Origin of the sequence: Mesorhizobium sp. M4A.F.Ca.ET.050.02.1.1 (assembly GCF_003997725.1) — a bacterium.
In the GTDB taxonomy this organism is placed as follows: Bacteria; Pseudomonadota; Alphaproteobacteria; order Rhizobiales; family Rhizobiaceae; genus Mesorhizobium.
This window is the reverse complement of record NZ_RZSG01001031.1, coordinates 1-1,805: the sequence shown is the minus strand read 5'-3', so window position 1 is coordinate 1,805 and position 1,805 is coordinate 1. Positions and strand designations below refer to the sequence as shown.

Annotated in this window: 2 protein-coding genes and 1 pseudogene; all 3 read left to right on the top strand. The window is 66.6% G+C overall.

Features of this window, described 5'->3' with window-relative positions; all coding sequences use genetic code 11:
- Positions 1–336, top strand: a pseudogene (locus EOA33_RS34570) (D-alanyl-D-alanine carboxypeptidase); the annotation flags it as partial.
- Positions 337–399: 63 nt separating this feature from the next.
- Complete coding sequence (gene tmk, locus EOA33_RS34565; protein ID WP_126054596.1) at positions 400–1,074, top strand: dTMP kinase; 675 nt, start codon at positions 400–402, stop codon at positions 1,072–1,074.
- Positions 1,071–1,805, top strand: a 735-nt coding sequence (locus tag EOA33_RS34560) for a DNA polymerase III subunit delta' (protein WP_127407638.1), incomplete at its 3' end; no start/stop codon positions are given. The genes tmk and EOA33_RS34560, both read left to right, overlap by 4 nt.

The following is a 1,805-nucleotide window of genomic DNA, read 5'->3' as shown; positions in this document are numbered from 1 at the left end:
TTCCAGAAGACCGAGATCTTTGCCAAGGACGAGGTGGTCGGCGAGGCCCAAGTGTTCGGCGGCGCCAAATCCGGCGTGGCGCTCAAGGCGAAAGGACCGATCGATATTTTCCTGCCGATCGCCAACCGCGACAAGCTGACCGCAAGAATCGTCTATGATGGGCCGGTCTCGGCGCCGGTGGAGGAGGGGCAGCCGGTGGGCAAGCTGCGCGTCTGGATCGGCGACACGCTGAGCCAGGAGACGCCGCTTTTCGCCGCCGAAACGGTCGGCGTCGGCACGCTGCCGCAGCGCGCGCTCGATGCCGCCAAGGAACTGGCCGTCGGCTGGTTGCGTTAGCGCATAGACCTTTTATCGGACGAGGGCTATGACAGCGTCCAGCATGGGCAGAGGCTTTTTCCGGTGACGAGCGGATTTTTCATCACCTTCGAAGGCGGCGAGGGGGCAGGCAAGTCGACGCAGATCGAGCGGCTGGCAAAGCGGATGCGCGCCAAGAAATATGACGTCCTCGTCACCCGCGAGCCCGGCGGCTCGCCGGGCGCCGAGGCGGTGCGGCATGTGCTGCTTTCCGGCGCCGCCGAGCCCTTCGGCCCCAAGATGGAGGCGCTGCTGTTCGCCGCCGCCCGTTCCGACCATGTCGAGCAGGTCATCCGGCCGGCGGTCGAGCGCGGGTCGATCGTGCTCTGCGACCGCTTCATCGATTCCTCGCGTGTCTACCAGGGCGTCACTGGTGGTCTCGATCCAGCCTTCATGGCGACGCTGGAAGAGGTCGCCATCAACGGCATGGTGCCCGACATGACGCTGATCTTCGACATCGATCCCATCGAGGGCCTGCGGCGCGCCACCGCCCGCCGCGGCGCCAATGACGGCCCCGACCGCTTCGAGAAGGAAACGCTCGATATCCATCGCCGCCGGCGCGAGGCCTTTCTCGCCATCGCCGAGGCCGAGCCAGAGCGTTGCATAGTCGTCGACGCCTCCGCCGACCCAGAGACGGTTGAGAATGTCGTCACCGCCGCCGTCTTCGCGGCGCTGGAGACGATAACGCCGGCCGAGAAGCGGCAGACAGCGACGGCATGATCTTCGAACGCATCGCCCCCGAGCAGCACGACACGCTGGACGGCGTGCCGGAACCGTCCGAGACGGCTCGCCTTGTCGGCCACCATCAGGCGGCATCCATGCTCGTGGCGGCCTATCGCGCCGGCAAGCTGCCGCACGCATTGATCCTTGCCGGGCCGGTCGGCATCGGCAAGGCGACGCTGGCCTTTCACCTTGCGCATCATCTCCTAAGGCATCCGGCCTTCGAGCGGGCGCCGGAGACGATCGCCCAACCTGACCCGGCCTCATCCTTGTTTCGCCAGATCGCCACGGGGGCGCATCCTTCGGTGCTGCACCTGACCCGGCCGGCCAACGACAAGACCAAGAGCTTCAAGACGGTCGTCACCGTGGACGAGATCCGCAAGGTCAGCCGCTTCCTGTCGATGACCTCGCACGACGGCAGCTACCGCATCGTTATCGTCGACCCGGCCGACGACATGAACACCAATGCCGCCAATGCCTTGCTGAAGAATCTGGAGGAGCCGCCGGCGCGCACGCTGTTCATCCTGATCGTGCATGCGCCGGGCAGCCTTTTGCCGACCATCCGGTCGCGCTGCCAGATGGTGCGGCTGACGCCGCTCGGCGACGAGGAGTTGATGACCGTTCTGCAAGGCATCGAGCCGCCGCCACCCGAGGAGCCGGCTGCGCGCGCGGCACTTGCGGAGCGGGCAGGCGGCAGCGCCCGCAACGCGATCCTTCTGACCCAATATGGC